General features: G+C 73.9%; 28 protein-coding genes and 1 pseudogene. 7 read left to right on the forward strand and 22 right to left on the reverse strand.

The genetic code is table 11. The features are described 5' to 3' along the window. Positions 1 to 48: 48 nt before the first annotated feature. From Q1A09_RS07695 to mftA, 12 genes are all read right to left on the reverse strand, one after another. Positions 49 to 741 carry a TrkA family potassium uptake protein gene (locus Q1A09_RS07695; protein WP_299953231.1) on the reverse strand — a complete coding sequence of 231 codons (693 nt, stop codon included), beginning with the start codon at positions 739 to 741 and terminating at the stop codon, positions 49 to 51. Continuing rightward, positions 734 to 2,131, reverse strand: a complete 1,398-nt coding sequence (locus Q1A09_RS07700) for a TrkH family potassium uptake protein (RefSeq protein WP_299953234.1) — start codon at positions 2,129 to 2,131, stop codon at positions 734 to 736. Before Q1A09_RS07700 ends, Q1A09_RS07695 begins: the two co-directional genes overlap by 8 nt. 55 nt (positions 2,132 to 2,186) lie before the next feature. After that, positions 2,187 to 3,119: a VWA domain-containing protein gene (locus Q1A09_RS07705; protein WP_299953236.1), complete on the reverse strand. Its 933-nt coding sequence runs from the start codon at positions 3,117 to 3,119 to the stop codon at positions 2,187 to 2,189. Between the two features lie 63 nt (positions 3,120 to 3,182). Beyond that, a complete protein-coding gene (locus Q1A09_RS07710; RefSeq protein WP_299953239.1) occupies positions 3,183 to 4,184 on the reverse strand; it encodes a MoxR family ATPase in 1,002 nt (333 codons plus the stop codon). A 46-nt stretch (positions 4,185 to 4,230) separates the two neighbouring features. Next, complete coding sequence (locus Q1A09_RS07715; RefSeq protein ID WP_299953241.1) at positions 4,231 to 5,064, reverse strand: mycofactocin-coupled SDR family oxidoreductase; 834 nt, start codon at positions 5,062 to 5,064, stop codon at positions 4,231 to 4,233. A gap of 12 nt (positions 5,065 to 5,076) precedes the next feature. Next, entirely contained in the window at positions 5,077 to 5,907 is an 831-nt protein-coding gene (locus Q1A09_RS07720) for a mycofactocin-coupled SDR family oxidoreductase (RefSeq protein ID WP_299953243.1), read from the reverse strand. Between the two features lie 100 nt (positions 5,908 to 6,007). Continuing rightward, on the reverse strand, positions 6,008 to 6,829 hold the full coding sequence (locus tag Q1A09_RS07725; protein WP_299953245.1) for a mycofactocin-coupled SDR family oxidoreductase: 822 nt from the start codon (positions 6,827 to 6,829) through the stop codon (positions 6,008 to 6,010). Between the two features lie 12 nt (positions 6,830 to 6,841). Then, on the reverse strand, positions 6,842 to 8,095 hold the full coding sequence (mftD, locus tag Q1A09_RS07730) for a pre-mycofactocin synthase MftD (protein WP_299953248.1): 1,254 nt from the start codon (positions 8,093 to 8,095) through the stop codon (positions 6,842 to 6,844). Positions 8,096 to 8,188: 93 nt separating this feature from the next. Continuing rightward, the gene (locus Q1A09_RS07735; protein WP_299953250.1) at positions 8,189 to 9,025 is read right to left on the reverse strand and encodes a mycofactocin-coupled SDR family oxidoreductase; all 837 of its coding nucleotides are present in this window, start codon (positions 9,023 to 9,025) and stop codon (positions 8,189 to 8,191) included. Between the two features lie 357 nt (positions 9,026 to 9,382). Next, positions 9,383 to 10,618, reverse strand: coding sequence for a mycofactocin radical SAM maturase (mftC, locus tag Q1A09_RS07740; protein WP_299953255.1), 1,236 nt, complete (start codon positions 10,616 to 10,618; stop codon positions 9,383 to 9,385). A 91-nt stretch (positions 10,619 to 10,709) separates the two neighbouring features. After that, positions 10,710 to 11,039 (reverse strand): mycofactocin biosynthesis chaperone MftB, encoded by a 330-nt coding sequence (gene mftB / locus Q1A09_RS07745; protein ID WP_299953258.1) that lies wholly within the window; start codon positions 11,037 to 11,039, stop codon positions 10,710 to 10,712. 29 nt (positions 11,040 to 11,068) lie between these two features. Then, the gene (mftA, locus tag Q1A09_RS07750; RefSeq protein ID WP_299953261.1) at positions 11,069 to 11,188 is read right to left on the reverse strand and encodes a mycofactocin precursor MftA; all 120 of its coding nucleotides are present in this window, start codon (positions 11,186 to 11,188) and stop codon (positions 11,069 to 11,071) included. Between the two features lie 134 nt (positions 11,189 to 11,322). Here mftA and Q1A09_RS07755 point away from each other — a divergent pair, with 134 nt between their 5' ends. Then, positions 11,323 to 11,916 carry a TetR family transcriptional regulator gene (locus tag Q1A09_RS07755; protein WP_299953264.1) on the forward strand — a complete coding sequence of 198 codons (594 nt, stop codon included), beginning with the start codon at positions 11,323 to 11,325 and terminating at the stop codon, positions 11,914 to 11,916. 60 nt (positions 11,917 to 11,976) lie between these two features. Here Q1A09_RS07755 and Q1A09_RS07760 read toward each other — a convergent pair whose 3' ends face one another. After that, on the reverse strand, positions 11,977 to 12,795 hold the full coding sequence (locus tag Q1A09_RS07760) for a mycofactocin-coupled SDR family oxidoreductase (RefSeq protein ID WP_299953266.1): 819 nt from the start codon (positions 12,793 to 12,795) through the stop codon (positions 11,977 to 11,979). Between the two features lie 206 nt (positions 12,796 to 13,001). Then, positions 13,002 to 13,550 carry a hypothetical protein gene (locus tag Q1A09_RS07765; RefSeq protein WP_299953269.1) on the reverse strand — a complete coding sequence of 183 codons (549 nt, stop codon included), beginning with the start codon at positions 13,548 to 13,550 and terminating at the stop codon, positions 13,002 to 13,004. 137 nt (positions 13,551 to 13,687) lie between these two features. Here Q1A09_RS07765 and Q1A09_RS07770 point away from each other — a divergent pair, with 137 nt between their 5' ends. The 4 genes and pseudogenes from Q1A09_RS07770 to Q1A09_RS07785 form a co-directional block, all read left to right on the forward strand. Further along, positions 13,688 to 14,410, forward strand: coding sequence for a hypothetical protein (locus Q1A09_RS07770; protein ID WP_299953271.1), 723 nt, complete (start codon positions 13,688 to 13,690; stop codon positions 14,408 to 14,410). Between the two features lie 11 nt (positions 14,411 to 14,421). Beyond that, positions 14,422 to 14,886: an SRPBCC family protein gene (locus tag Q1A09_RS07775; RefSeq protein WP_299953273.1), complete on the forward strand. Its 465-nt coding sequence runs from the start codon at positions 14,422 to 14,424 to the stop codon at positions 14,884 to 14,886. Between the two features lie 43 nt (positions 14,887 to 14,929). Continuing rightward, positions 14,930 to 15,508 carry a winged helix-turn-helix domain-containing protein gene (locus tag Q1A09_RS07780; RefSeq protein WP_299953275.1) on the forward strand — a complete coding sequence of 193 codons (579 nt, stop codon included), beginning with the start codon at positions 14,930 to 14,932 and terminating at the stop codon, positions 15,506 to 15,508. Continuing rightward, a pseudogene (locus Q1A09_RS07785) lies at positions 15,508 to 16,647 on the forward strand (MFS transporter); the annotation flags it as partial. The gene Q1A09_RS07780 and the pseudogene Q1A09_RS07785, both read left to right, overlap by 1 nt. A 27-nt stretch (positions 16,648 to 16,674) precedes the next feature. Here Q1A09_RS07785 and Q1A09_RS07790 read toward each other — a convergent pair. The 3 genes from Q1A09_RS07790 to Q1A09_RS07800 are packed head-to-tail and all read right to left on the reverse strand — an operon-like array spanning position 16,675 to position 18,800. Continuing rightward, positions 16,675 to 17,877, reverse strand: coding sequence for a cysteine desulfurase-like protein (locus tag Q1A09_RS07790; protein ID WP_299953278.1), 1,203 nt, complete (start codon positions 17,875 to 17,877; stop codon positions 16,675 to 16,677). 22 nt (positions 17,878 to 17,899) lie between these two features. Then, the gene (locus Q1A09_RS07795; RefSeq protein ID WP_299953279.1) at positions 17,900 to 18,097 is read right to left on the reverse strand and encodes a hypothetical protein; all 198 of its coding nucleotides are present in this window, start codon (positions 18,095 to 18,097) and stop codon (positions 17,900 to 17,902) included. Positions 18,098 to 18,140: 43 nt separating this feature from the next. After that, entirely contained in the window at positions 18,141 to 18,800 is a 660-nt protein-coding gene (locus Q1A09_RS07800) for a maleylpyruvate isomerase family mycothiol-dependent enzyme (RefSeq protein WP_299953281.1), read from the reverse strand. Between the two features lie 259 nt (positions 18,801 to 19,059). Between Q1A09_RS07800 and Q1A09_RS07805 the strand changes: the two genes are divergently transcribed. Beyond that, complete coding sequence (locus Q1A09_RS07805) at positions 19,060 to 19,419, forward strand: hypothetical protein (RefSeq protein ID WP_299953283.1); 360 nt, start codon at positions 19,060 to 19,062, stop codon at positions 19,417 to 19,419. On the opposite strand, the gene Q1A09_RS07810 is transcribed toward Q1A09_RS07805, so the two are convergent. Together Q1A09_RS07810 and Q1A09_RS07815 are read right to left on the reverse strand one after the other, a co-directional pair. After that, complete coding sequence (locus tag Q1A09_RS07810) at positions 19,416 to 20,828, reverse strand: bifunctional 3-(3-hydroxy-phenyl)propionate/3-hydroxycinnamic acid hydroxylase (protein ID WP_299953286.1); 1,413 nt, start codon at positions 20,826 to 20,828, stop codon at positions 19,416 to 19,418. The two genes, Q1A09_RS07805 and Q1A09_RS07810, sit on opposite strands and share 4 nt — an antisense overlap. Positions 20,829 to 21,002: 174 nt before the next feature. After that, complete coding sequence (locus Q1A09_RS07815) at positions 21,003 to 22,904, reverse strand: L-lactate permease (protein ID WP_299953288.1); 1,902 nt, start codon at positions 22,902 to 22,904, stop codon at positions 21,003 to 21,005. A gap of 181 nt (positions 22,905 to 23,085) precedes the next feature. Here Q1A09_RS07815 and Q1A09_RS07820 point away from each other — a divergent pair, with 181 nt between their 5' ends. Beyond that, positions 23,086 to 24,213 carry an NDMA-dependent alcohol dehydrogenase gene (locus Q1A09_RS07820; RefSeq protein ID WP_299953290.1) on the forward strand — a complete coding sequence of 376 codons (1,128 nt, stop codon included), beginning with the start codon at positions 23,086 to 23,088 and terminating at the stop codon, positions 24,211 to 24,213. 45 nt (positions 24,214 to 24,258) lie between these two features. Here Q1A09_RS07820 and Q1A09_RS07825 read toward each other — a convergent pair whose 3' ends face one another. The 3 genes from Q1A09_RS07825 to Q1A09_RS07835 form a co-directional block, all read right to left on the reverse strand. Beyond that, the gene (locus Q1A09_RS07825; RefSeq protein WP_299953292.1) at positions 24,259 to 24,978 is read right to left on the reverse strand and encodes a hypothetical protein; all 720 of its coding nucleotides are present in this window, start codon (positions 24,976 to 24,978) and stop codon (positions 24,259 to 24,261) included. Between the two features lie 62 nt (positions 24,979 to 25,040). Further along, a complete protein-coding gene (locus Q1A09_RS07830; RefSeq protein WP_299953294.1) occupies positions 25,041 to 25,652 on the reverse strand; it encodes an MOSC domain-containing protein in 612 nt (203 codons plus the stop codon). A 43-nt stretch (positions 25,653 to 25,695) separates the two neighbouring features. After that, on the reverse strand, positions 25,696 to 26,838 hold the full coding sequence (locus Q1A09_RS07835; protein WP_299953296.1) for an XdhC/CoxI family protein: 1,143 nt from the start codon (positions 26,836 to 26,838) through the stop codon (positions 25,696 to 25,698). Positions 26,839 to 26,850 lie beyond the last annotated feature (12 nt).

Genomic DNA, 26,850 nt, shown 5'->3' on the forward strand with positions numbered 1-26,850 from the left:
GACGCCGCCGTCGTCCTGCACCGCACGGCTGGTGCAGGACGGCGGCGGTCAGTGGAGGCGGCTGAAGCGTTCGGCGAGCTTCGTGCGGCCGGCGACCAGGATCATGTCGTCTGCCTCGACCACGGTGTCGGCGGTGGCGTAGCTGAACCCCTCGCCGCGGCGGTGCACGGCCACGATGGTGACGCCGTACCGGGTGCGCACCCCGGTGTCGCCGAGCCGGCGGCCCAGGATCTCGGCCGGTGGCCGGGTCTTGACCATGGCGAAGTCGTCCTCGAACTGGATGTAGTCCAGCACCGTCCCGCGCACCAGGTGGGCCACCCGGCGCCCCATGTCGTGCTCGGGGAAGACGACGTGGCCGACGCCGAGCTGCTGCAGGATGCGGCCGTGCGGCTCGCTGAGCGCCTTGGCCCAGACGTTGCGGATCTCGAAGTTCAGCAGCAGCGAGGCGGTCAGGATGCTGGCCTCCACGTTGGTGCCGATCCCGACGACGGCGAAGTCGAAGTCGGGCACCGAGAGCTGGCGCAGCACCTCCTCCTTCGTGCTGTCGGCCCGCACGACCTGGGTCAGCCGGCCGTTGAGGCCCTGCACGATGTCCGGGTCGTCGTCGATGCCCAGCACCTCGGTGCCCGCGGCCATCAGCTCCAGGGCCAGCGCGGAGCCGAACCGGCCGAGGCCGATCACGACCACGGCGTTGGAGTCGGCGCGTTCCTGCGGGCGGTGGCGGGTCAGCCAGTCAGCCAATGACGGGTCGCTCCTTCGGCAGTTCGTACAGCTGGGTGTGCTGCCGCAGCGCGAGCGCCGAGGCGAGGGTGATGGGGCCGAGCCGGCCGATGAACATCAGCGCCACCAGCAGCAGCTGGCCGGCCACCGGCAGGTCGGCGGTGATGCCGGTGGACAGGCCGACGGTGGCGAAGGCGGAGACCACCTCGAACAGCACCTGGTCGAGGGTGAACGGGGTGATGACCAGCAGCACGAGGGTGGGCCCCATGACCGCGGCCAGCGACAGCAGGGCCACCGTCGTGGCCTGCCGGTGCACCGACCGCGGGAGCCGCTTGCCGAAGACGTTGACGGCGCCCTCGCCGCGCACCTCGGTGTAGATGATGAAGAACAGCACCAGGAACGTGGTGACCTTGATGCCGCCCGCCGTCCCGGCCGGTCCGCCGCCGATGAACATCAGCAGGTCCATGCCCAGCCAGCTGGCCGGCTCCATCGCGGCGATGTCGAGGTTGTTGAAGCCGGCGGTGCGCGGCATGACCGCGGCGGTGAACCCGGCGAGCAGCTTGCCCGGGACGCTGAGCGGGCCGAGCGTGTCGGGGTTGCGCCACTCCAGCGCGGTGAGGAACACCGTGCCGAGCAGCAGCAGCGCCGCGGTGCCGGCGAGCACCAGGCGGGTGTTCACCGTCCAGGTGCGCGGGGTGCGGAACTCGCGCCGCAGCTGCAGCAGCACCGGGAACCCGAGGCCGCCGGCGATCACCGCGCCCACGATCGGCAGGCAGATCCACGGGTCGGTGACGAAGGACATCAGGCTGTCGCTGTAGAGAGCGAAACCGGCGTTGTTGAACGCCGACACCGAGTGGAAGACGCCCAGCCACAGCGCCCGGGGCAGCGGTTCGTCGTAGCCGAGGGCGAACCGCGCGGTCAGCAGGACGGCGACCACGGACTCGAACAGCAGGCTGGCCGTGGCGACCCCGATCAGCAGCTGCCGGATGTCACCGACGCCCAGGCTCTTCGTCTCCGCCGCGGCGTTCAGCCGGGCCCGCAGCCCGAGCCGGCGGGCGAGCAGCAGGGCCAGCACCGAGGCCAGCGTCATGATCCCGAAGCCGCCGACCTGGATCAGGGCGAGGATCACCGCCTGGCCGAAGCCGCTCCAGTACGTCGGGGTGTCCACGGTGACCAGCCCGGTCACGCAGACCGAGGAGGTGGCGGTGAACAGCGCCTCCATGAACCCGGCCCGCGCCGGGCCGGCGGTCGCCCCCGGCAGGGAGAGCAGCCCGGTGCCGACGGCCACCGCCGCGGCGAAGGCGGCGACCACCGCCTGCGCCGGGTGCCGGAACCGCACGTGCAGCCCGCGCAGCCGACGGCGCCGAGCTGGGTCGGACCTGACCGGCGCGTCAGCACTCCTCCCGGCCACGCCGGAACACTAGGTCAGCGGGTCGGCGGCGCGGGCACGACCGGCCCCGGGGGCCTCAGTCGGCGAACACGGCGCTCAGCGCGCCGGCGACGTCGCGGTGGTCGCGGACCAGCCGCACCCGGCCCCGGCCGACCTGCGCGAGGTCCCGGCCCAGGTCGACGTCGTCCTCACCGGAGGTGTCCAGCAGCACGTCCAGCCGGGGCAGCCGGCCGGCCGCGATCCGCGGGTCCGGGCCGGCGTTGTGCACGCAGTCCGACAGCAGCAGCACCCGGGCGTCCCGCTGCGGCACGCCGACCAGCTGCTCGCCGGCGGTCTCCAGCGCGAAGGAGACGTTGGTCAGCCCCTGGGTGGGCACCCGCAGCAGCAGGTCGAGCACCTCCAGCGGCTGCACCTGGGCACCCAGCGGCACCAGCACCGCCGCGTCGGACCAGAAGGCGACGACGGCGAGGGAGTCGCGACCCAGCTCACCGGCGAGCGCGCCGACGGCGGCCGCCGCCGTGCGCACCCGCTCGCCCTTCATCGACCCGGAGACGTCGACGACGAGCACGACCGACCGCCGGGTGCGCAGCCGCTCGCGCACGACCAGGTCGTCCTCCGCGGGCACCGGGTCGGCGGCGAGGACCTCGAGCGTGCGGTCCAGGTCCAGCTCGTCGGAGCCACCGCGGTAGCGCAGGCTGACCAGCTCACCCACACCACGTCGGGCCGACCGGTCCCGCTGCGGCCGGGGGACGGCGAGCCGGGCGGCGATCTCCCGGGCCCGCTGGCGGGTACGGGCGTCCGCCTCGCTCTCGGCCTGCAGGTCGTCGAGCGGCACCACCGAGCCCTCCTCCTCGGTCTCCCCCGGGGCGGCGCTGCCCGGCTGCGGGGCGTCGCGCCGCCGGCCCCGGTCCCCGCCGCGGAGCACCAGGCCGCCGCCCCCACCGGAGGACGGCTGGAACAGCGACGGCTCCTCGTCCAGCTGCTTGGGCTTGCGGCGCAGCGGCTGCATGCCCTGGGGGCGCCCTCCGCCGGGCCGCCGGCGTTCCACCGGCGCGTCGGCGGCGACGTCCCTTCAACCGGGTTCGGCCGCCGAGGGCTCGAGCAGGAAGTGGTCCTCCCAGATCTCCCGGATCACGCTCTCCGGGGTGGCGCCGCTGACCTCGTCGACCTGGATCCGGCCGGACAGCGCGACGATCATCGCGTCCAGCACGACGGTGGTGTACTGCTCGGGCAGGCCGCGCGGCGGGTCGACCGAGTCCTCGGCCGGCAGGTCGACGTCCCGCACCGCGGCCAGCTGGGCGGCCACCAGGGTGATGTCGATGGCGCCGCGCACGCTGCTGCCCTGCCGGACGTCGTCCCGTTCCCGGGTGGCCCGGCTGACCGCGACCGCATCGGCGACCAGCCGGCCGTTCTCCACGCCGGTGCGGCGCACGGTGATGCCCCGTTCGGCCTCGGCGTCCTGGTACCCGATCGCGAGCCGGCACAGCCGGTCGTGCACGCTCTGCGGCAGCCGGGTGGTGCCCACGTTGTCGAACGGGTTCATCGAGGCGACCACCCGGAAGGTCGGCTCGGCGTCGACCGTGCCGGCGGTCGGGATGGTGACCCGGCGCTCGGCCATCGCGGTGAGCAGCGCGTTGAGGGTGTCCTCCGGTGCCCGGTTGAACTCCTCGACGTAGAGGAACCCGCCCTGCCGCATGGCCTGCACCAGCGGTCCGGGCTCGAAGTTCTCCGGCGTGTAGTCCTCGCGCAGCACCCGGGCCGGGTTGTGGTGGCCGATCAGCCGGGACGGCGTCAGGTCGGCATTGCCCTCCACGAAGACCAGCGGGATGCCCCACTCCTCGGTGACCGCGCGCAGCAGCGTCGACTTCGACGTGCCCGGCGGGCCCTCCAGCAGCAGGTCGCGGCCGGCGGCGACCGCGGCGAGCAGCAGGTCCAGTTCCCGTTCCCGGCCGACGACGTGCTCGGCGATCCGTTCCCGGGCCTTGCGGACCTGCTCCCCGGTGTCGCCGGTGACCCGGCTGCCGGTGACGACCTCGTCGCTGGTGCCCTGCTGCGCGCTGATGTCGACCTCCACGATCTGCGACCCCGGTGCCGGAGCTGCTCCCCGGCACCGGGGGTGGTCACTTGACGGTGTAGCCGGCGTCGACCGGCAGGGTGACCCCGGTGATGTACCGCGCCTCGTCGGAGACGAGGAACAGGATCGCGTTGGAGATGTCCCGGGCCTCGACCCAGGGCACCGGCAGCGCGTTGGTGGCCTCGAACGCCTCGGCCGCCTGCTCCCGGGTCGGGTTCTCCGCGCCGCCGAGGAACAGCCCGCGGGTCTTCTCGTTCTGGATCATCACCGTGTCCACCCCGGTCGGGTGCACGGTGTTGACCCGGATCGAGTTGGCCGCGAACTCGTTGGCCAGCGTCCGCATGATCCCGACCACGCCGTGCTTGGCCGCGGTGTAGTGGATCGTGTTCGGCGTCCCCTTGAGCCCGGCGGTGGAGCTGGTGAGCACCATCGCCCCGCCACCGTTCTCGATCAGGTGCGGCAGGGTCGCCTTGCAGGTGTTCCACACGCCGGTCAGGTTGATGTCGATCATCTCCTGCCAGGCGCTGTCGGCGAGCTCCAGCGCCGGGAAGATCTCGAACACCCCGGCGTTGGCCAGCACGATGTCCAGCTTGCCGAGCTGGGCGACGCCGTCGTCGACGGCGGACTTCAGCGCCGCCGGGTCGCGGACGTCGGCCTTGGTGGCGATGATCCGCCGGTCCAGGGCCTCCACCTGGCGCACGGTCTCCGCCAGGTCGTCCTCGGTGGCCGGCGGGTACATCCCGATCGACTCCACCGGGGCGGCGATGTCGACGGCGATGATGTCGGCGCCCTCCTCGGCCAGCCGCAGCGCATGGCTGCGTCCCTGGCTGCGTGCGGCGCCGGTGATGAAGGCGACCTTGCCCTCGAGTCGTCCTGCCATGGCGATCTCCTCCTACTTGGTGAGCATCCCGGCGTCCACCGGCAGCTGGATGCCGGTGACGTACCGGCCGGAGTCGGACACCAGGTAGAGCACCGCCTCGCTGACGTCGGCGGACTCCACCCACGGGATGGGCAGCGCGTTGAGGCTGGCGAAGGTGTCCTGCACCTCGTCCTTGCCCGGGTTGTCCAGGTCGGGCCGGAAGTTCGAGTACGTCGACTGGTTCTGGATCATGTCGGTGTTCACGTTGGTGGGGTGCACCGAGTTGACCCGGATCTTGTCCGGCGCGAGCTCCAGGGCGAGCACCTTCACCAGACCGACGACGCCGTGCTTGGCCGCGGTGTAGTGCGCCAGGTTCTGCACCGCCTTGAGGCCGGCGGTGGAGCTGGTGATCACGATCGCCCCGCCGTCGTCATTGGCCTTCAGGTGCGGGATCGCCGGGCGCACCGCCTTGAACTGGCCGGAGAGGTTGGTGGCGATCATGTCGTCCCACATCTCGTCGCTCATCTCCTCGGCGGTGGAGAAGCTGAGGATGCCGGCGTTGGCCACGACGATGTCCAGCCGGCCGAGCTGGGCGACGCCGTCGTCCACCGCCTGCTTCATCGCCGCGCCGTCCCGGACGTCGGCCTGGGTGGTGATGATCCGGCGGTCCAGCGCCTCGACCTCCGTGGCCGTCTGCGCCAGGTCGTCGGGGGTGGCCAGGTCGTAGGGCACCGTGCCCACCGGGGCGCACTGGTCGACGGCGATGATGTCCGCCCCCTCGCGTGCCAGGTGCACGGCGTGGCTGCGGCCCTGACCGCGTGCCGCGCCGGTGACGAATGCGACCTTGCCGTCGAGCTTTCCCATGAGAGGTCCTCTCGGTCGGGGGTGCCGGCCCGCTCCGGGTCTGGGAGCTGCCGGCGGCCAGCCCACGCAACCGGGGTCGGCCCGTTGCGTGGATGGGGAGCTACGTGGTGGTGGCGCCGGCGTCGACCGGCAGCTGGATCCCGGTGACGTACCGGGCCGCGTCGCTGACCAGCCAGGCCACCGCCTCGGTGGTGTCCACCGGGTCCATCCACGGGACGGGCAGCGCGTTCAGCCCCTGGAACGGCCCGGCGACGTCGTCCCGGGAGATCTCGCCGGGGGCCAGGTCGGGCCGGAACAGCTCGTAGGTGGCCTCGTTGTGGATCATCCCGGTGTCCACCGAGGTGGGGTGCACCGAGGTGACCCGGATCCGGTGCGGTGCCAGCTCCAGGGCGAGCACCTTGGTCAGGCCCACGACACCGTGCTTGGCAGCGGTGTAGTGCGCCATGTGCTGGTTGGCCGTCAGCCCCTCGGTGGAGCTGATCAGCACCATCGCACCGCCGTCGGCCTTCAGGTGCGGGATGGCCGCCCGGGCCGTGCGGAAGACGCCGGAGAGGCAGGTGCCGACGACGTCGTCCCACATCTCGTCGGAGAGGTCCTCCGCCCGGGCGTAGCTGGTCACCCCGGCATTGGCGACGACGACGTCCAGCCGGCCGAGCCGGGCGACCCCGTCGTCCACGACCTGCTTCATCGCCGCACCGTCCCGGACGTCGGCCTGGGCGGCAACGATCCGCCGGTCGGCCGCCTCGACCTGCCGCACGGTCTCGGCCAGGTCGTCCGGCGTGGCCATCGGGTAGGGCACCGTGCCGATCTGGCCGCACCGGTCGACGGCGATCACGTCGGCGCCCTCCTCCGCCAGCCGGACCGCGTGGCTGCGCCCCTGGCCACGTGCGGCGCCGGTGACCAGGGCGACCTTGCCCTCCATCGTGCCCGTGGGTCAGCCCTCGGGGTGCGCGGTGGGCGGGGCCTGCCGCGTCGTCGGCAGGGCCGCGACCGCGGTCGCGGCGGCCGGGGGCTCGCCGTCCAGCCGGGTGAAGCCGGCCGGGACGATGAGGTCCTCGCGGCGCACGTCGTGCACGGAGGAGTGCCCGAGACCCAGCAGCGTCTCGTCGATGCCGCTGCGCATGATCGACAGCACGTTGCGCACGCCCTGTTCGCCACCCGCGGCCATGCCCCACAGGTAGGCCCGGCCGATCATCACCGCCCGGGCGCCGAGTGCCAGCGCCTTGACCGCGTCCGCGCCGCGGCGGATGCCGCCGTCGAAGAGGACCTCGACCTGGTCGCCGACCGCGTCGACGACGCCGGGCAGCGAGCGGATCGAGCCAGGGGTGCTGTCCAGGTTGTTGCCCCCGTGGGTGGAGACCGAGAGCGCCGCGGCACCGATGTCCACCACCCGGCGCGCGTCGTCCGGGTGGCTGACGCCCTTGATCACCACCGGCAGGTCCAGCTGGTCGACCAGCCAGGCGAGGTCGTCCCAGGTGGGGGGCGGGGTCTGCATCCACATGCCGTAGGCGTCGAAGAACCCCGGCGGCTCCTCGCCGACCGCGCCGATGTTGGGCACGCCCAGCTCCGGCAGCTGCTTGTGCCGCAGGTAGGTGGCCAGGTACCGCGGCTTGCGGATCACCTCGGGGGCGAAGCTGGCCATCGTCTTGAGGTCCAGCTTCTGCGGGATGGGCGGGCTGCCCCAGTCGCGGCGGGAGGCGAACGACCAGTCGAGGGTGAGGATGAACGCCTTTGCGCCGGCCGCCTTGCCGCGCTCGGCGCGGGCCAGGATGTCGTCCCGGGAGCCCACCCAGTACGTCTGCAGGAAGGTCAGCGGGTTGGCCGCGGCGACCTCCTCCACCGGCTTGCTGCCGAAGGCGGACAGGCCCATCGCGGTGCCCTCCTCCTTGGCGGCACGGGCGACGGCGACCTCACCCTCGGGGTGCACCGCCTGCACGCCCACCGGCGAGATCATCAGCGGCATCGAGATCTCGTGGCCGAGCACCGTGGTGCTCAGGTCGCGCTCGCCGGGGAGGTCGGCGATCCTCGGCCGCCAGCCCAGCTCGTCGAAGGCGCCGACGTTGTCCGAGAGGGTGAGCCCCCGCTCGGTGGAGGCCAGCAGTGCCAGGTAGACCGACCGCGGCAGCCGCTTCTTCGCCCGCCACTGGGCCTCGTTCACGGTCTCGAACCAGTCCTTGGTGCTGGCCATGGTGCTCCTGTCTCCTGTTCGTGGGGTCGCCGGCGACCCGGCCCGCGGCCGGGTCACCGGTCGGGAGGCCCCGCCCGCGGGCGGGGCCGGCGGTCACTTGACGGTGAACCCGGCGTCCACCGGGAGGGTCACCCCGGTGACGAAGCGGGCGTGGTCGCTGACCAGCCAGGCGATGGCGTTGCTGATGTCGACCGCCTCGACGCTCTCCACCGGCATGAGGTTCTCCAGCGCGGCGGAGATGCCGGGGTTCGCCTCCATGTAGGCGGTCATCTCGTCGTTCTCGATCATCGGTGTCTGCACACCGGTGGGGTGCACGGTGTTCACCCGGATCTTGTGCTCGGCCAGCCAGTTCGCGTAGGTGCGCATCAGGCCGACGACGCCGTGCTTGGCGGCGGCGTAGCCGTCCATCCCGCCGCTGCCGTCCCCGCCGCGACCGGTGAGGCCCTGGGTGGAGCTGGTGAGCACGATCGCCCCGCCCTGCCCCTTGTCGATCATGCTGGGGACGGCGGCGTGCACGGTGTTGCGGACGCCGAAGAGGTTCACCTCGACCACGTCGCGGAAGGCCTGCTCGTGGTCGGGGTCCGGGTCGGAGGTCAGCTGCGGTGCGATGCCGGCGTTGGCCAGCACGATGTCGACCGCGCCGAGCTCGGCGATGCCCTCGTCGACCGCGGCCTGCAGGGCGGCCATGTCCCGGACGTCGGCCTGGCGGGTGACGATCCGCCGGTCGAGCGCCTCGACCTCCTTGGCGGTCTGCGCCAGGTCGTCGGGGGTGGCCATCGGGTAGGCCACCGAGCCGATCTGCGCGCACAGGTCGACCGCGATGATGTCCGCGCCCTCCTCGGCGAGCCGGACGGCGTGGCTGCGGCCCTGGCCGCGGGCTGCGCCGGTGATCAGGGCGACCTTGCCCTCGTGGTTGCTGGTGAGTGCCATGTCCTTCTCCTCTGACTGATCGTCTCGGGATCCGGTCTCTCGCCTCGGCTCAGCGGGGGATCAGATGGGCGCCACCCCTACCGGGGGCGCCACCGGCCTCCGTGGGTGCGCACTGCACGACCGCCAGGGAGGCGAGGTCCGGCAGGCACGAGCGCTGGGTTCAGCTCGCTGCCTGCTCGTGGACCTGCCCGAACGCGCCGGCGGCTACACCCGTCCGGCGAAGCGTCATCCGGTCGCAATGTCCGGGCGCTGACCGCCGGACGCCCGGCCCGGAGCCCGGGGACGGGAGGGCGCACGCCCGCTGCCCGCCACCCTGCTGGCAGCAGGGCGACGGGCGGCGAGCGGCGGGCGTCCGGGTCAGCCCAGCTGCAGGCCGGCCAGCGGGGACTCGTCGCAGATCTTCGCCGGGGGGACGCTCGGCATGCCCAGCAAGGTGGGCTGGCCGCGCACCGGCCCCGTGTGCGAGTGGTCGAGGTGGCTCTTGGGGGTGACCAGCTCCAGGTCGCGGGCGGCCAGCGCGCTCTCCCCGTAGCCCTGCACGCACTCCGGGTCGGGTCCGTCCAGCGGCAGACCGGTGAAGAACTTCGCCGCCATGCAGCCGCCCCGGCAGGAGTCGAAGTGCTGGCACTTGGTGCAGGCACCGCCGGTCTGCGGGTTGCGCAGGTCGGCGAAGAGCTCGCTGCCCTGCCACACCTGCTGGAACCCACCGGGGGAGCGCACGTTGCCGGCCAGGAAGTTCTCGTGGATGGCGAACGGGCAGGCGTACACGTCACCCACCGGGTCGATCAGGCACACCACGCGCCCCGCGCCGCACAGGTTGAGCCCGGGCAGCGCCTCGCCGAACGCCGACAGGTGGAAGAACGAGTCGCCGGTGAGCACCTTGTCGCCGTTGGCCAGCAGCCAGGAGTACAGGTCCTTCTGCTGGGCCATCGTGGGGTGCAGCTCGTCCCAGACGTCGGCCCCGCGGCCCGACGGTCGCAGCCGGGTGATCCGCAGCTGGGCGCCGTAGTGGTCGGTGAGTTCCTTGAACTCGTCGAGCTGCCCGGCGTTCTCCCGGGTGACCACGACGGAGACCTTGAAGTCCTTCATCCCGGCCTCGGCCAGGTTCTCCAGCGCCTTCGTGGCGGTGGCGAACGAGCCGGTGCCGCGGACCCGGTCGTTGACCTCGGCGGTGGCGCCGTCCAGGGAGATCTGCACGTCCACGTAGTCGGTGCGGGCCAGCTGCGCGGCGCGGGCCTTGTCCAGCTTGACGCCGTTGGTGGAGAACTTGACCCCGACGTCGTGCCCGATGGCGTAGTCGAGCAGGTGCCAGAAGTCCGGCCGGACGGTCGGCTCGCCGCCGCCCACGTTGACGTAGAACACCTGCATCCGCTGCAGCTCGTCGATCACCGCCTCGGCCTCGGCGGTGGACAGCTCCCGGGGGTCGCGCCGGCCCGAGGAGGACAGGCAGTGCACGCACGCCAGGTTGCAGGCGTAGGTGAGCTCCCAGGTCAGGCAGATGGGTGCGTCCAGGCCGTACTCGAACTGGTCGATCAGCTTGCCACCGGTCGGCCGTGCCGGTGCCGGTGGTCGGGTGGGCAGGACGGCGGTCATGGAACACCTCCGGGTGTTGCGCTGGGTGCAGCCCGGGTCTGGGGCTCTTACCGGCCACGGCCAGCTCGGGGCCGGCGCGACAGGGGGTCGGTCAGCGGCGCTCGATCATCTGCGAACGGGCGAGTGTGGCGAGCGCGGTCACGTAGGCCGGGTGCTGGGCCTCCGGGACGTCACAGGCAGCCAGGGCGCCGGGGACGTCCGGGTGCTCCTCCAGCGCCGTGACCACGGCGACCAGGGGCTTGGACTTCAGGAACGACAGCTTCCGGTTGCCGAAGTGGTAGACGAGCGCGCCGAACGGTTCGGGCCGCAGGGCCACCGAGGCCGACTTCCGCCACGGGACCGCGGGGTCGAAGGGCGCTTCGTCGGCGGGGACGGTGACCGGCTCCGCGGCTGGCTGGGCACCGGCCGAGGAGCCGGTCACCAGCCCGGACGGGGGCGTCGGGGTGTCGATCAGTACACCCCGCACATGCCGTCGATGGAGACCTCCTCGACGAGCGACTCCTCGACCAGGGCCTCCTCGGCCGGGGCGGCGGTGTCGGTCTGGACGTCGTTCTGGCTGGTCTCGGGCACGATGACCTCCTGGTGATCTTGCTCACGGTGCGGACGACGCCGACGTTAGTGACACCCAGTGCCACCAGCAACCTCCGCGACATGACGATCGTGTCAACGTCGGTGCGACGTGCCCGGGGAGGACGATGGCGCCCATGACCAAGACGCTGGTCGCTCCCGACACCCGCGAGGCCACCCGCGCACGCCTGGAGCGGGCGGCGCTCGACCTGTTCACCGCGCGGGGCTTCGAGCAGGTCACCGCGGACGAGGTGGCCGAGGCGGCCGACACCAGCCGTCGCACCTTCTTCCGGTGCTTCGAGTCGAAGGCGGACGCGGTGTGGGGCGACTTCGCCGCGCACGTGCGGCGGCTGGACGCGATGCTGGCCGCCACCCCCGCGGGGCAGCCGGTGCTCGGTTCGATCTGCGCGGCCTACGTCGAGGTCAACGCCTACGCCGACGACGCACTGCCGATGCTGCGCCAGCGGATGCGGCTGATCCTCACCGAGCCGGCGTTGCTGGCCCACTCGCAGGTGCGCTACGGCGACGTCGACCGGGTGGTCGCCGCGCACGTGGCCCGGCGCACCGGCGGGCGACCCGACGCGCTGGTGCCCCGGCTGGTCGCCGCCAGCACCCGGGCGGCCGCGACGACGGCGTTCGAGACCTGGCTGGACGACGTCCGGCTGCCACTGGCCCGCGCGCTGCACGACGCCTTCGACGAGCTCTCCGCCGGCTTCCCCAGCCTGCGCTGACCGGTCCACGGACGCTCCGAGCCTCCGCCGACCGGGCTGCGCCCACCGCCGCACAGCCGCTCAGAAGTACTGGGCGCCTCCGTCGACCGACAGGTGCTCGGCGGTGATCCACCGCGCGTCGTCGGAGACCAGGAAGGCCACGGCGTCGGCGATCTGGTCGGCCTCGGCGTAGGGCGGGTCCAGGAATGCGGTGCCCATCCCGGCCAGCCGCGGGTAGCTCGCGTTGGTGCGCTCGATGGCGCTCTGCATGTCGCCGCCGCCCATCGGCGTGGCGACGGCGCCGGGGTGCACCGAGTTGACCCGGATCCCGTGCTGACCGAGCTCGGCGGCGAAGGCCCGGGTCATGCCGGTGACGGCGTGCTTGCTGGCCGTGTAGTGGACCATGAAGGGCTGCATCTTCTTGCCGGCGTAGGAGCTGGTCAGCACGATGGCGCCGCCGTTGCCGCCGCTGATCATGTGCGGCGCCGCGGCCATGACCGTGTTCCACACCCCGGTCACGTTGATGTCCATGTGGTCCTGGAAGACCTGCGGCGTGGTCTCGTCCCAGGTGGCCGGGATGCAGATGCCGGCATTGGCGACCGCGACGTCCAGCCGGCCCAGCTCGGCAACGCCCTGGTCGAGGAAGGCCTTCATCCCGGCCAGGTCGCGGACGTCGCCCTGGTGGGTGAGCACCCGGCGGTCCAGCGCCTCGACCTGCCGCGCGGTCTCCGCGAGGTCGTCGGGGGTCGCCGACTCGTACGGCACACCGGGCAGCGGCCCGGCCAGGTCCAGCGCGAGGAGGTCCGCCCCCTCGCGAGCCAGCCGCACCGCGTGCGCCCGCCCCTGTCCGCGAGCCGCACCGGTGATGAAGGCGACCTTGCCGGTCAGCCGTCCTGTCATGGGATCGCTCCGCCCTGCGCCGTCGGTGGCGCGGTGGTGGTGGTGGCCCGTGCTCCGTCACCACCACGCTGGCACCGAGTGCCAGCCGGTGCAAGCCGCACCTGTCGGCGCGCGGTCGACTCCGGGCCCGCGACCGGGACGCAGCCGGCCGCAGGGGCCTTCCGCCCCCGGGCCGGCGGCCTGCCGCCGGCCCGGGGGCAGACGGGTCAGACCGTCGTCGTGCCGGAGATGCCGCGCAGCACCTCGGACGGGCGCTGCTGCTCCCCGGCGTAGGAGCTGACCACGACCAGGGCGCCGGTCAGCGCCGGGACGACCCACTGCAGCTGGTCGAGCCGCTCCTGGGCGGCGGCGATCTCGCCGCGCGCCCGCTTGGAGGGCTTGGTCGCCCGCTTCGACGGCGTGGCCCCGCCCTGCGACACGACCTTGCCGAGCACCCGGCTGTAGGCGGTGACCCCGAGGGCGGCCACGGTGAGCAGCGTCTTCACCCCGGACATGGCGCCGGCGCCCTGCTGCTGGGCGACCCGCTGCTTGTTCGCGCCGAGCTGGCCGACGCTGCCGATGAGGTGGGCGCCGATGGCGGCGGCGTTGACCGGCGTCCACCGGTTCCAGCCGTCGTTCGCGACGGCGCCGGTGGCCCGGGCGCTGCCCGCCTCGCCGGAGGCCGGGTTGAGGGCGACGGCGTTGGCGAGCGTGCCGCCGAACCAGGCGGCGAGGCCGACGTCGTGCAGGGAACGGGAGAGGGTGTTGCGGGCCATGGCGGCGCTCCTGAGGTCGAGGGACGGGGCGGCGACCGCACGGCGCCGCACATGGGCAGCCCGGTACCCGCCGGTCTCGGTTCCACCCCTCGGGCCCGCGACGAGCCGGACCGGTCCGTCGGTGGCAGCCTCGGGCCATGGCCGATGCCGACGTCCGTTTCTACTTCGACCCCGTCTGCCCGTTCGCCTGGATGACCAGCAAGTGGGTGCGGCTGGTCATGGCCCAGCGCGACTACACCGTCGAGTGGCGGTTCATCTCGCTGCGGCTGGTCAACGCGCACGTCGACTACGCCGCGCAGTTCCCGCCGGAGTACGAGGCCGGCCACACCGCGGGCCTGCGGCTGCTGCGGGTCGCCGCGCGCACCCGGGCCGAGCACGGCCCGGCGGCGGTCGGCACGCTCTACGAGGCGCTGGGCCGGCGCATCTTCGACACCCCACCCGAGCCCGGCGCGACCGGTGGCGACCGGGGCACCCGCGGCTACCTCGAGCCGGTGCTGACCGGCGCCGGGCTGCCGGCCGGGCTGGCCGACGCGCTGGAGGACTCCTCGTACGACCGGCTGATCCAGGCCGAGACCGACGAGGCGCTGGCGCTCACCGGCAAGGACGTCGGGACGCCGATCCTGCACTTCCAGCCGCCGGCCGGGGTCGCGTTCTTCGGCCCGGTGATCAGCCGGCTGCCCGCCGAGGAGGACGCCGTCGCGCTGTGGGACCACGTGGTGGGTCTGGCCAGCTTCCCCGGGTTCGCCGAGCTCAAGCGCAGCCTGCGCGAGCTGCCCCAGCTGCGCGGGCTCGGCGTCGAGCCGGACCAGGTGGGCGCGCAGGAGGACTGGCACGGCGGCAGCCGCCGTCAGCACAGGTAGAGACTGCCCCGGTGACCGAGAGCCTGACCCACGCCGAGTCGATCGTCGTCGCCACCACCCCCGAGGCCCTCTACGACCTGGTGTCGGACGTGACCCGCACCGGCGAGTGGAGCCCGATCTGCACCGCCTGCTGGTGGGACGAGGGGGCATCGGGCCAGGTCGGCGACTGGTTCACCGGCCGCAACGAGGTGCCCGGCCGGGTCTGGGAGACCCGCAGCCAGGTGGTCGCCGCCGAGCGCGGTCGCGAGTTCGCCTGGCTGGTCGGCGGGAAGCTGGTGCGCTGGGGCTTCACCATGACCCCGGTCGAGGACGGCACCCGACTGACCGAGTCGTGGGAGTTCCTGCCCGCCGGCCAGCAGTTCTTCGCCGAGAACTACGGCGACCAGGCGCAGACCCAGATCGAGAACCGCACCCGCGCCGCCCACGAGGGCATCCCGGCGACGCTGGCTGCCATCAAGGGCATCGCCGAACGCTAAAGAGTTCTTGCGCAATACTTATTGCGCATGCCACGCTCCTCGTATGACCGACGACGGACGCCGGCACGTCCGGGACCCGCAGGCGATCCGGGCGCTCGCCCACCCGCTGCGGCTGGCCCTGCTCGAGGCCCTCTCCGGCGAGGGCACCGCGACGGCCACCCGGTGCGCCGAACTGGTGGGCGAGAGCGTGGCCAGCTGCTCGTTCCACCTGCGCACCCTGGAGAAGCACGGCTTCATCGAGCGGGCACCGGGCACCGGGCGGGAGAAGCCCTGGCGGCTGACCTCGACGACCCAGCTGATCGAGCCGGCGCAGGACGCGGAGGGCCGGGCCGTCGCCGCCGCGGTCGACGAGTTCTTCCTGGACCAGGAGCTCGGGCGGCTGCGCGCCTGGTCAGCGCGGCGAGACGGCGAGGAGCCGCCCTGGCGGGACGCCACCCGGATGACCGGCTCGACCGCCTGGCTCACCGCCGAGGAGGTCGGCGAGCTGCACGAGGCGCTGGCCGCGGTGGTCGAGCAGTTCTTCGTCCAGCGCGCCGGCGACCCGGCCGGCCGCCCCGACGGCGCCCGCCCGGTGCGGCTGTTCACCGCCACCAGCGTGGGCCTGAGCACCGGCACCGGCTGATGGGCGCCTTCGCCGAGCCGCGGTTCCGCCGGCTGTTCCTCGGCTGGTCACTGGGCAACTTCGGCGACAGCGCGCTGTACCTGACCCTGGCGATCTGGGCCAAGGAGCTCACCGGAAGCAACTCCGCCGCCGGCCTGGTCTTCCTGGCGATCCTGTTGCCCACCGCGGCCGCCCCGGTGATCGGCCACCTGGTCGACCGGGTGCGCCGCCGTCCGCTGCTGATCGGGGTCGACCTCGCCGCCGGCGCCGGCGTGCTCTCCCTGCTCACCGTCCACGGACCCGAGCAACTGTGGCTGCTCTACGCGGTGGCGCTGGGCTACGGCCTGGTCGCGATCACGCACAGCGCGGCGCAGTCCGGGCTGCTCCGCGACCTGCTCCCCGACGCCCAGCTCGGCTCGGCGAACGCCGCGCTGTCCACCGTCGACCAGGGGCTGCGACTGGTCAGCCCGCTGGTCGGCGCGGCCCTGTACGCCGGGTTCGGCGGCGGCTCGGTGGCGGTGCTGACCGCCGGGACCTTCGCGGTCGCCGCCCTGATGCTGACCACCGTGCGGATCGCCGAGTCCGACCCGGCGGCGGTGGCCCGCGAGTCGTTCCGCCGGGAGTTCGCCGCCGGGTTCCGGCACCTGGGCGGTGACCCGGTGCTGCGGCAGATCGTGCTGGCCCTGGCGGCCGGGATGGGCGTGCTCGGCCTCCTCGACACGGTGGTCTTCGCGGTCATCGACGAGGGGCTCGGTCAGCCGGCCGCGTTCTTCGGCGTGTTGACCAGCGTGCAGGGCGCGGGCAGCGTCCTCGGCGGGCTCACCGCCGCCTGGCTGCTGCGCCGGGTGGGTGAGGGGCGCGCGGTCGGGGTCGCGCTGGCCGCCTTCGCCGTCGCGCTGACCCCGATGGCGTTCGGTTCCACGGCGCTGGTGCTCGCCGGCTCGGCGCTGGCCGGGGCGGCGATCCCCTGGTTCGTCGTCGCCTACGTCACCGCGCGGCAGAAGCGCACGCCCCGCCACCTGCAGGGCCGGGTGGCCGGCGCCGGCATGGTGGCGATGAACGGCGCGCAGACCGTCTCCTCCGGGCTGGGCGCGGTGCTGGTCGGTCTGGTCGACTTCCGGCTGCTGATCGCCGTCGCGGTCGCCGTCCTGGCCGTCACCGGCGTCCGGCTGTGCACCCGGCCGGCGTCAGGCAGCCAGCCACTCCCGGAGACCGGCGAGCAGCCGGTCGACGTCGGCGTCGTCGGTGTAGGGGGCGAGCCCGACCCGCAGCCCGCCGGCGTCGCCCAGCCCCAGGTGGCGGCTGGCCTCGATGGCGTAGAAGGAGCCGGCGGGGGCGTTGACGCCCCGCTCGGCCAGGGCCCGATGGGCCTCGGCGGCGTCCCGGCCGTCGAAGGTGAGCAGCAGGGTGGGGGTGCGCAGCGCCGCCCGTGACCACAGGGTGACGCCGGGCAGGTCCCGGACGCCGTCCTCGACCCGCTCCCGCAGCCGGTCCTCGTGCTGCTCGAAGGCGGCCATCGCGGCGACCAGCCGGCTGCGGCGGTCGCCCTCGGCACCGGCCTGCGCGGCGATCAGGTCGATCGCCGCGGTGGTGCCGGCCAGCAGCTCGTAGGGCAGCGTGCCCAGCTCGAAGCGCTCCGGGACGGCGTTGCTGGAGGGCAGCAGCTTCTCCGGGTGCAGCGTCTCCAGCAGCTCCGGGGCGGCGACCAGGCAGCCGACGTGCGGGCCGAGGAACTTGTACGGCGAGCAGACGAAGAAGTCCGCGCCCAGGGCGGTGACGTCGACCGGCGCGTGCGCGGTGAGGTGCACGCCGTCGACCCAGGTCAGCGCCCCGGCGTCGTGTGCGAGGGCGGTGATCGCGGCGACGTCGGGGCGGGTGCCGAGCAGGTTGGAGGCGCCGGTGAGGGCGACCAGCCGGGTGCGGTCGGACAGCAGCGCCCCGACGGTGGCCGGGTCGAGCTCGCCGGTGGCCGGGTCGAAGTCGGCCCACCGCACCGTCGCCCCGCACGCCTCGGCCGCCTGCACCCAGGGCCGGATGTTGGCGTCGTGGTCCAGCCGGGTGACGACGACCTCGTCACCGGCGCCCCAGCCGGCGCTCAGCGCGCGGGCGAACTCGTAGGTCAGCGCGGTGGCGCTGCGGCCGAAGACGACGCCGCCGGGGTGCCCACCGGTCAGGTCGGCGACCGCCTGCCGGGCCTCGACGACCACCGCGTCGGCGTTCCGCTCGGCCTGGGTGACCGAACCGCGGATGGCCATCGGCTGGGTCATCGTGGCGGCCACCGCCTGCGCGACGACGTCGGGGGTCTGCGAGCCGCCCGGGCCGTCGAAGTGCGCGGCCCCGTCGGTCAGGGCCGGGAAGTGGGCGCGGAGGGCGGCGACGTCGAAGCTCACCCGGCCACGCTAGCCGCGCCGGCTACGGGTGGGCGCGCCCAGCCCGGCGGGCCATCACCGCGACCCGGCGGCCGACCACCACGGCGTTCACCGCCAGGACGACCAGCCAGACGGCCCGCCACCCATCGGTCTGGGTGGCGGCGATGGCCAGCAGCACTGTGGAGACGAGCAGCCAGCCGATCTCGGCGGTCAGCAGCAACGGACGGCGGCGCTCGGGCATGCGCGGAGGATGGCGCAGCCGGCCGCGCCTGTACAGCGCCCCGTCACGCCGGGGGAGCTCCGAGCCGGTCGACGAGGAGCTGCCGCCCCGGGCCCTCGAGCTGCGGGAGGACGGCGGACCGGCCGCAGGCAGCGAGCAGCAGGTCGATCCCCCGCCCGCGGACCTCGGCGCCGTCCCCCGCCGACCAGTCCAGGTCGGTGGCCAGCAGGTGGAGGCCACGCAGCCGGCCGCGGGGCACGAACCCCACCGGGCGCCCGGTGGTGACGAACTCCAGCGCCACCCGCACCGCCGCGGGATCCGGGTCGAACGGGAGCCCCAGCGGGACCCTGATGTCCCCCTCGTGCACCAGCACCTCGGTCAGCGGCGCCCGCGGGCCGGTGACCGGTGGGGTGGACCGGCTCTCCGCCCGTTCCCGCAGCAACGCCACCGTCTCGGCCACCGGACGACGCCCGGCTCGACGGGCCGCCTCGTCGTTGGCCCGGTGCAGCCGGCCGCGGGCGCGCACCAGGTCCCGCACGAACTCCCCCAGCGCCCCGGGGGCGGTGGAGTCGGCGAGGTGGGCACCCACCGTGCGCACGTCCCACCCCGCGCACAGGCTCGGCGTGCTCAGCTGGGCGTCGTCCAGGCCCTCGAGCAGGTCGGCGACCGCGCGCCGGCGCGCCGCAGCCAGCGGGAACGGGTCCACCGGGTCCGTGTCAGCCACGCGCTGCCCCTCTCGTCGGCACCCCACCCTGGCAGGTCCCCGGTCCGCCGACGATCCGGCGCGTCACCGCGAAGCGGCCGCCGCGACCTGGGCGACTACGTGAGTGCCGTGCGCGGTCGGTCAGGGCAGGGGAGTGGGCGCCGAGAGGTGCGACGTCGCACGACCGGGCGCGCTCGGTGGGCAGGAGATCGACCGCTCGGATCAAGGACGTCGCACGGCAGCCGATGGCAAGAGGGAGCAGTCACTCCGAGGAGGCGTCGTGTCGATCAGTGCGGTGGGAAGCAGCAGTGCGGTGATCGCTGCAGCGTTCCGTCAGTCCCAGGCGGCCGATGCCCGCACCGGGGCACAGCGCACGCCCGGCGGCGCCGCCGGGGCAGCCCCTGCGAGCGGCACCACGGACGGCAGCACGCCCGCGATCGCGGCGCTGAAGCAGCAGCTCGCCGAGGCGCAGGAGGCGCTGCAGCGCCTGGTCGACGCCAAGGCGGACGAGCAGGCGATCCGGGCCGCCCAGCAGCGTGTCCACGCCTGCGCTTCGGCGCTGGCGGCCGCCCTCACGCAGCAGGCCGCGGCCGCCGCGAAGGCCGAGCGAGCGGCCTCCGCCGGAGAGCAGTACCTCTAGGCGGTCCCCGGCTGGACGGCGGCGACGATCCGGTCGGGGCGCACCAGCACCGAGCGACCGCGCAGCCACCGGGCCAGCTCCGGGGAGTCGACGTCCGCGCCCAGCACGACCCGGCGCCCGGGCCAGTCCGCCGGCACCGGCCCACCCGCCGTGAGCACCGCCCAGCCGGGGCCGAGGAGGTCGTCCAACCGCTGGACGCCCGCGACCGGCGGCTGGGGCAGGAGCGACCCGACCGGGGAGCCGGGTGCGAACCGGGCCCGGCGCACCAGCGGTCCGCGACGCAGCGGAGGCGTCCGGCTGGCGGCGGCGAAGGCGGCCAGCCGGGGCAGCCGCTGCACCGCCGTCAGCGCGGCCCGCCGGGCCAGGGCCGCCCGGTCGCCGCCGCCGGTCATCAGCCGGCCGAGGAGCACCGCGACCCGGATCAGCGCGGTCGCGTGCGGGGCCCGCTCGGCCTGGTGGGTGTCGAGCAGGGCGTCGTCCGCGCCGTCGAGCACCGCGGCGAGCTTCCAGGTCAGCTGGTGCACGTCGCGCAAGCCGAGCCCGAGGCCCTGACCGATGAACGGCGGGGTCAGGTGCGCGGCGTCCCCGCACAGCAGCACCCGCCGGTCCCGCCAGCGGTCGGCCACCTGGGCGGCATAGGTGTACTCGGCCCGGCGGACGACGGTGCAACCCTGCGCACCGAACCGGCCGAGCAGCGCCGGCAGGTCGAGATCGGCGGCGGACTCCTCGGCGCCCAGCCGGAACTCGGCGCGGTAGCGGTCGCCGGCGATCGGCATGAACGTCGCCGGGCGCACCGGGTCGCAGACCTGGTGCACGCCGGGCCAGACGTCCAGCGGGGCATCGGCCGCCAGGTCGACGACGAGCCACCGCTCGGAGGGGCCGAGGTCGACCATCCACGACCCGATCAGCCGGCGCACCGTGCTGTTCGCGCCGTCGCAGCCGAGCACGGCGTCGGCGGTCAGCACGTCCTCGGCGCCGGTGGCCCGGTCGCGGACGGTGAGACGGACGGGTCCCGGTTGTTCCACGTGCAACACCTCGACCCCGCCGCGCAGCGACGCCCGCGGCTCGGCGGCCAGCGCATCGCGGAGCACCGCCTCCAGGTCGGGCTGGCTGAACATCGAGGCCTGCGGCCAGCCGTGCTCGCCGTCCCCGCGGGGGAACTCGGCGAGCGTGCGGTGCTCGCCGTCCAGCAGGCGCAGCCCGGCCATCGGCCGGCTGACCGCGGTGAACGCCTCGGCGACGCCGGCGGCCTGCAGCACCCGCAGCGACTCGTCGTCCAGGTGCACCGCGCGCGGCTGGGGATAGGCGGCCGGGTGCCGGTCGAGCACCAGGACGTCGACGCCGCGGCGGGCCAGCAGCAGCGCCGCGGTCACCCCGACCGGGCCGGCACCGACCACCACCACCGTCACGCCGGCGAGTCTGCCCGGCACCCTCCCCCGGGACAGCGGGCGGGCATCCGGGCCGGCCAGCGGACGCGGGCCGCGTCATCGCCGGTCCGCGCACCGCCGCCCGCGAACTGCCGACCCCGACCGCCCCCCTGCGCCGGATGACGCAGGGGGCGGGGGACGATCAGCGGCGCCGGGTCAGCGCTCGTCGCGGGTGCGGCTGGGGTCGACGACGAGGTCGGTGTGCTCGCGCCCGTCCCCGGGCGCGCCACCGGTCTCCGCCCCACCCGTCACCGTGCCACCCCCGGCGCCGACCAGCTCGTCGTTGTCCCGGCCGGGCGCCCGCCGCAGCGCGACGATCAGCGCCGCGAGCGCGACCAGCAGGACGGCGAGCCACAGCGTGCTCAGGTTGGCCCCGAACCCGTAGATCGCCACCAGCGAGATGCCGCCGGCCATCAGGCAGTAGTAGATGGTCGGCAGGATCGTCTTGCGGATCAGGTCGCCCTCGCGGCCGATCAGGCCGACCGTCGCGGACGCCGCCACGATGTTGTGCACCGTGATCATGTTGCCCGCCGCACCGCCGACCGCCTGGGTGGCGACGACGGTCTCCGGGGTGACGCCGATCTGCTCGCCGGTGGAGAACTGGAACAGCGAGAACATCAGGTTGCTCACCGTGTTGCTGCCGGCCACGAACGCGCCCAGCGCCCCGATCCACGGCGCGAACGCCGGCCAGGTGTTGCCGGCGATCGACGCGGCCCCCTCGGCGAGGGTGAGCGGCATCGACGCCAGGCCGGAGTCGTTGAAGTCGGCCCCGGAGTTGATGAACACCCGGACGAGCGGCAGGGCGAACAGCAGCGCCACCGCCGCCCCGGCCAGCTGACTGCCGGCCACCTTCCACGACGCGGCGATCTGCGCCGGCTTCATCCGGTGCAGGGCGTAGGTGATCAGGCAGGTGAGGATGAACAGGAAGCCGGGCAGGTAGACCACCTGCAGCGCCTGGGCGATGCCGGTGCCGAAGATGTCGTCGACGTTGACCACCCGCCAGCCGGTGGTGAGGAACTCCGTCACCGGGTCGATCGTGCGGCTGAGCACCAGCAGCGCCGCGACGATGACGTACGGCGTCCAGGCCAGCCAGATGCTCATCTTCGGGCCGGCGACGCCCTTCTCGTCCTCGGGGGCGAGGCTGCCCATCCAGTTGGCCGCCCAGCGCTCGCGGGCCGGGAAGTCCCAGGTCTTCTTCGGCATCAGGAAGCCGCGGCTGGACGCGAACATCACGATGACCAGGCCGGTCAGGCCGCCCAGCAGCGACGGGAACTCCGGGCCGAGCACCGCGGCGACGGTCACCGACGGGATGGTCATGGCGAACGCGGCGAACAGCGCGAACGGCCAGATCGCCAGGCCGTCGGCGAACCGCTTCCGCTCACCGAAGAAGCCGCACAGCATGCAGGCGAGGAACAGCGGGATCAGCGTGCCGATGGCCGCGTGGATCAGCGCCACCTGCAGGCCGATCCGCTCCAGCAGCTCGGGGAACTGGATGCCGAGCACCGTCGTCCGCTCCTCGACGGCGCCGGAGCCGCTGAGCCCGCCGCTGACGCCGACCAGGATCGGGGTGCCGACCGCGCCGAAGCTCACCGGCGTGCTCTGGATGATCAGGCCGACCATGACCGCGGCCATCGCCGGGAAGCCCAGGGCCAGCAGCAGCGGCGCGACCACGGCGGCGGGGGTGCCGAAGCCCGACGCACCCTCGATGAAGCTGCCGAACAGCCAGCCGATGATGATCGCCTGCACCCGCCGGTCGGGGCTGATGCTGGTGAAACCGGCGCGGATGGTGGCCATCGCGCCGCTCTTGGTCAGCGTCTCCAGCAGCAGCAGCGCGCCGAACACGATGTAGAGCAGGGTCAGCGCCAGCAGCAGCCCCTGGACGACGGAGGCGGCGATCGCCGTCGCGCTCATCTCCCAGGCGAACAGGGCCACCAGCACCACGACCACGAAGCCCACGGGCATCGCCCGCTTGGCCGGCCACCGCAACCCGGCCAGGAGGACGCCGACCACCAGGATCGGCAGCAACGCCAGCAGGCTGAGCACAGCGAGGTTGTCCACGTTGACGCCTCTCGTCGGCATGATCTGCGCGCTCTGCGGCGCGCGGACACTGCACTGTGGCGCACGACACGGCCGTCCGCCACCCCTCGGCGTCCACCTTGACGCGGTCGAGACCCCTCAGCAGTCTGTGAGCTCGACCACGTCAACGGCGACGTGGCGTAGGTGCTGGGAGGAAGCGGCGATGAGGACCAAGGGCGCGATCCTGTGGGGCGTCGGCCAGGAGTGGTCGATCGAGGAGATCGAGATCGGCGACCCCCGGGCGAACGAGGTGACCGTCGAGCTCGCCGCCTCGGGGCTGTGCCACTCCGACGAGCACCTGGTCACCGGCGGCACCCCGGTCGCCTCCTACCCGGTGCTGGGCGGGCACGAGGGCGCCGGCGTCGTCACCGCGGTGGGGCCGGGGGTGACCGGGCTGGCCGTCGGCGACCACGTGGTGACCGCCTTCATCCCGGCCTGCGGGCAGTGCCCGCCGTGCTCGAACGGCCACCAGAACCTCTGCGACCTCGGCGCCAGCCTGCTCGCCGGGACGTCGATCTCCGACGGCTCCTACCGCGTGCAGGTGCAGGGCCAGGACGTCGTCCCGATGTGCCTGCTCGGCACGTTCGCCCCCTACATCACCGTGCACCAGGCGTCGGTGGTGAAGATCGACCCGAGCATCCCGCTGGAGGTCGCGGCGCTGGTCGGTTGCGGCGTCACCACCGGCTGGGGCTCGGCCACGAAGGTCGCCGACGTCCGCCCGGGTGAGTCGGTCGTCATCATGGGCGCCGGCGGGGTCGGGATGAACGCCGTCCAGGGCGCCGCGGCCGCCGGGGCCCGGCACGTGGTGGTGGTCGAGCCGGTCGCCGAGAAGCACCAGTGGGCCAAGGACTTCGGCGCCACGCACGTGTTCGCCACCGCCGAGGAGGCGATGCCCGCGGTCCACGAGATGACGTGGGGCCGGATGGCGGAGAAGGCGATCATCACCGTCGGCGACATCCAGGGCGAGGACGTCCAGACGGCGGTCTCGATGATCGGCAAGGGCGGCCGGGTCGTCGTCACCGGCATGGGCAACGCGGCCAACATGGACGTGAAGCTGAACCTGTTCGAGTTCACCCTGCTGCAGAAGGACCTGCAGGGTGCCATCTTCGGCGGGGCCAACCCGCGTGCGGAGATCCCGGCGCTGCTCGGCCTCTACCAGGCCGGCCAGCTGAAGCTCGACGGTCTGGTGACGCAGAAGTACTCGCTGGAGCAGGTCAACCAGGGCTACCAGGACATGCGGGACGGCAAGAACATCCGCGGGCTGATCGTCTACACCGACGCCGACCGCTGACTCCCGGCCCGCCGCCCCGCGGAGGGCGCCGGGCCGGGAACGAGCTCAGGCGCCGAGCTCGGACAGGTCGAGCGCGTCGGCCGGGGCGGTGATCTCCTGCTCCTCGCCGAAGCCGTCGAAGGTCAGGGTGCCGGCGTCGTCGCCGGAGTTGACGATCTGCAGCGGGTAGCGCGGGTCGTCGGCGGCCACGTACAGCGAGCTGCCGTCGGCCTGGGTGACGACCAGGACCTCCTCGCCGTCCAGCTCCTCGGTGGTCACCTCGTCCTCGACCGCGCCGTCGGTGGGCGAGCGCAGCTCCTGCGCCAGACCGGTGAGCGTGAGCTGCTGGAAGGCGGCCGCCTCCGTGGCGGGGACGACGACCCACACCCCGACCAGCTGGTCGACCGCCTCCTGCGGCACGCCCGAGCTCAGCCAGAAGTCCGCCGGCCCCTGGAAGTAGGACACCCCGCCGACGGTGAGCAGCTGGACCTCCTGGCCGGCCACGGTGATCGAGCCGGTGGCGTCCTCGCCCTGCAGGTACAGGTCGATGGCCTGCTCCTCGGCGCCGGTGCCGATGGTGCCGGTGACGTGGGCGGCGCCGGCCTCCTCGAGCGCGTCGGCGGCGTCGGCGGCCACCTCGGCGCCGGTCTCCTCGCTCGCACTGCTGCTGCTCGCCGCGCTGCTGGCAGCGGCGTCCTCCGAGCTCTCGTCGGAGCCGCCACAGCCGGTGAGCAGCACGGCGGCTGCCAGGCCGGCGGTCAGCTGGGTCGCGACTCGCTGTCGCACGTGCATGGGTCGTCCCGTCTCTGGCCGGTGCCGCGCACGTGCTCGTGCGGCGACACGCGAGATCATCGCGACTCGCGCGCCGCCGGACTGTGCGGGGGCTGTGCCGCGGCGTGTCGCGGGACGGGCCGGACGGCGTCGCCCGCCCGCGCCGCGTCCAGCCGGACGGCGGACCGGAGGACGGCCGGGCCCAGCCGCAGCACGCCGTCGGTGCGGGGTGCGCAGCGGATCCCCGCCCGGCCGCGCAGCCCACGGTGCGCGCCCGGTGCCAGCGCCAGGTCCAGCCAGGCGCACGGGTTCGCCGGCCGGCCGCCGGCCAGCAGCACCGCACCCTCTCCGCCGTCCAGGCTGAACAGCTGCCCGCGCAGCGCCTCCACCTCCGCACCGCGCAGGACGACGTTGCGCCGGGTCGCCAGCGGGTCGAGCGGCCCGCTGCCCAGCTCGGCGGCGAGCGCGTCGAGCCCCTCGGCGGCCAGCACGGTCACCGCGGCGTCCCGGTGGGCGGGCTGGCCGAAATAGCGGTCACCGACGATGCCGAGCCCGGCGCGGACCTGGATCCGGTCGGCGCGCTCGACCGGGCCGGCCAGTGCCGGGTCGGGCCGGCCGTCCCAGCGGTGCGCGGGCGAGGCGAGCAGCCCGACCACCTCGACGTCGTAGCGGTACGGGAGGTCGCTCACCCGCCGATCATCCCGCCGTGTCGGCCAGCACGGCCGGAGGGTGTCAGCGGTCGGCGGTGCGGTGGATGGGGCCGTCGGCGCCGGTCAGGCGTTCACCGCTGCCGCCCCAGCGACCGGCGATGATCTCCGCGGCGATGCTCACCGCGGTCTCCTCGGGAGTGCGCGCGCCCAGATCCAGCCCGATCGGTGAGGCGAGACGGAGCAGTTCATCCTCCCCCAGTCCGGCCTCGCGCAGCCGGGCCAGCCGCTCGTCGTGGGTACGCCGGGAGCCCATCGCCCCGACGTAGGCCACCGGCAGCCGCAGCGCGACCTCCAGCAGCGGGACGTCGAACTTCGGGTCGTGGGTGAGCACGCAGAGCACCGTGCGCTCGTCGATCGCGCCGGCGTCCACCTGGGACTGCAGGTACCGGTGCGGCCACTCGACGACGACCTCGTCGGCGTCCGGGAAGCGGCGGGCGGTGGCGAACACCGGCCGGGCGTCGCAGACGGTGACCCGGTAGCCGAGGAACGCCCCCACCCGGGCCACGGCGGCGGCGAAGTCGATGGCGCCGAACACCACCATCCGGGCCGGCGGGGCGAAGGAGGAGACGAACAGGGTCAGCTCGTCACCGCGCCGCTGCCCGTCGGAGCCGTAGGTCAGGGTCGCCGTCCGTCCGGCGGCCAGCATGCCGCGGGCGTCGTCGGCGACGGCGTCGTCCAGCCGCTGGGCGCCGAGGGTGCCCGAGGCGCGGTCGGGCCAGAGCACCAGCCGCTTGCCCAGCCGGTCGGCCGGGCCCTTCACGCAGGTGACGACGGCGACCGGCTCGTGCGCGCCGACCGACGCGGCCACCTCACCGAGCTCCGGGAAGGACTCCCGGGAGATCGCCTCCACGTAGACGTCGAGGATCCCGCCGCAGGTCAGGCCCACGGCGAAGGCGTCGTCGTCGCTCACCCCGTACCGCTCCAGGGTGGGCTCGCCGCTGGCGACGACGTCGGTCGCCTCCGCGTAGACCGCGCCCTCGACGCAGCCGCCGGAGACGCTGCCCACCGCCGTCCCGTCCGGGCCGACCAGCATCGCGGCCCCGGCCGGGCGCGGCGCGGACCGCCAGGTACCGACCACGGTGCCGACGCCGACGGTCTCCCCCGCCTGCCACCACCCGATCAGGTCATCGAGCACGTCCCGCATCGCGCCACCTCCGTCGGTCACCGCTCCAGCTCA

The organism is uncultured Modestobacter sp., from assembly GCF_947486615.1.
GTDB lineage: Bacteria > Actinomycetota > Actinomycetes > Mycobacteriales > Geodermatophilaceae > Modestobacter.

Excerpts from the sequence above, each read along its gene's own strand:
- Q1A09_RS07820 (WP_299953290.1), top strand. The coding sequence starts at position 23,086 with ATGAGGACCAAGGGCGCGATCCTGTGGGGCGTCGGCCAGGAGTGGTCG.
- Q1A09_RS07715 (WP_299953241.1), bottom strand. The coding sequence starts at position 5,064 with ATGGCAGGACGACTCGAGGGCAAGGTCGCCTTCATCACCGGCGCCGCA.
- Q1A09_RS07755 (WP_299953264.1), top strand. The coding sequence starts at position 11,323 with ATGACCAAGACGCTGGTCGCTCCCGACACCCGCGAGGCCACCCGCGCA.
- Q1A09_RS07705 (WP_299953236.1), bottom strand. The coding sequence starts at position 3,119 with ATGCAGCCGCTGCGCCGCAAGCCCAAGCAGCTGGACGAGGAGCCGTCG.
- Q1A09_RS07735 (WP_299953250.1), bottom strand. The coding sequence starts at position 9,025 with ATGGCACTCACCAGCAACCACGAGGGCAAGGTCGCCCTGATCACCGGC.
- Q1A09_RS07725 (WP_299953245.1), bottom strand. The coding sequence starts at position 6,829 with ATGGAGGGCAAGGTCGCCCTGGTCACCGGCGCCGCACGTGGCCAGGGG.
- Q1A09_RS07795 (WP_299953279.1), bottom strand. The coding sequence starts at position 18,097 with ATGCCCGAGCGCCGCCGTCCGTTGCTGCTGACCGCCGAGATCGGCTGG.
- mftD (WP_299953248.1), bottom strand. The coding sequence starts at position 8,095 with ATGGCCAGCACCAAGGACTGGTTCGAGACCGTGAACGAGGCCCAGTGG.
- mftC (WP_299953255.1), bottom strand. The coding sequence starts at position 10,618 with ATGACCGCCGTCCTGCCCACCCGACCACCGGCACCGGCACGGCCGACC.
- Q1A09_RS07780 (WP_299953275.1), top strand. The coding sequence starts at position 14,930 with ATGACCGACGACGGACGCCGGCACGTCCGGGACCCGCAGGCGATCCGG.
- Q1A09_RS07720 (WP_299953243.1), bottom strand. The coding sequence starts at position 5,907 with ATGGGAAAGCTCGACGGCAAGGTCGCATTCGTCACCGGCGCGGCACGC.
- Q1A09_RS07760 (WP_299953266.1), bottom strand. The coding sequence starts at position 12,795 with ATGACAGGACGGCTGACCGGCAAGGTCGCCTTCATCACCGGTGCGGCT.
- Q1A09_RS07770 (WP_299953271.1), top strand. The coding sequence starts at position 13,688 with ATGGCCGATGCCGACGTCCGTTTCTACTTCGACCCCGTCTGCCCGTTC.
- Q1A09_RS07765 (WP_299953269.1), bottom strand. The coding sequence starts at position 13,550 with ATGGCCCGCAACACCCTCTCCCGTTCCCTGCACGACGTCGGCCTCGCC.